1 pseudogene is annotated in these 1,153 nt (G+C 66.3%); it reads left to right on the top strand.

From position 1 onward, the window contains the following. Window positions 1–1,133 (top strand): annotated as a pseudogene (locus ACO2RV_RS25110) (IS256 family transposase); the annotation flags it as partial. Window positions 1,134–1,153: the final 20 nt, after the last annotated feature.

A 1,153-nucleotide genomic window follows, 5' to 3' on the forward strand; every position in this document is an offset into this window, starting at 1 on the left:
GAGATGATCGGCTTTGCGGCCGAGCGCCTGATGGAACTGGAGGTCGGCGCCGTAACGGGCGCGGCCTATGGCGAGAAAGACCCAGGCCGGCGGGCCCAGCGCAATGGCTATCGCGAACGGGACTGGGAGACGCGGGCCGGAACGGTCGAACTGCGCATCCCGAAACTTCGCAAGGGCAGCTATTTTCCCGGCTTCCTCGAGCCGCGCCGGATGGCCGAGAAGGCCCTGACCGCCGTGATCCAGGAAGCCTATGTGCAGGGCATCTCCACACGATCCGTCGATGATCTGGTCAAGGCCATGGGCATGTCGGGCATCTCCAAGAGCCAGGTGTCGCGGCTGTGCGAAGAGATCGATGGCAAGGTGAAGGCCTTCCTGAACCGCCCGATCGAGGGCGACTGGCCCTATCTGTGGATCGACGCCACCTATCTCAAGGTCCGGCGCGGCGGGCACATCGTCTCCGTCGCGGTGATCATCGCCATCGGGGTCAATACCGACGGGCGGCGCGAGGTGCTGGGACTGGAGATCGGCACCTCCGAGGCGGAGCCGATCTGGACCGAGTTCCTGCGCAAGCTGACCCGCCGGGGCCTGCGCGGGGTGAAGCTGGTGGTCTCCGATGCCCATGAAGGCATCAAGGCGGCGGTGTCGAAGGTTCTCAGCGCCACCTGGCAGCGCTGCCGGGTGCACTTCCAGCGCAATGCCCTGGCCCATGCCGGCAAGAGCGGGCGGCGGGTCGTCTCGGCCTTCATCGCCACCGCCTTCGCCCAGGACAATGCCGAGGCGGCCAGCGCCCAGTGGCGCACCGTTGCCGATCAGATCCGGCCCAAGGTGTCCAAGCTGGCCACCATCATGGACGAGGCCGAGCATGACGTGCTGGCCTACATGTCCTTCCCGAAGGACATCGCGCCAAGTTGCACAGCACGAATCCGATCGAACGCCTGAACGGCGAGATCAAGCGCCGCACCGAGGTCGTCGGCATCTTCCCCAACGACGACGCCATCGTCCGCCTCGTCGGCGCCCTGCTGCTGGAGCAGAATGACGAATGGGCGGTCCAGCGCGCCCGCTACATGACGCTGGAAACCATCGCCCCGCTGGGCAATGATCCCCTCATCAGCATGCCCGCCGCGGCATCCTGATCAGCAAGGCCCGCGCCGAA

Origin of the sequence: Ancylobacter sp. VNQ12 (genome assembly GCF_049445835.1) — a bacterium.
In the GTDB taxonomy this organism is placed as follows: Bacteria; Pseudomonadota; Alphaproteobacteria; order Rhizobiales; family Xanthobacteraceae; genus Ancylobacter.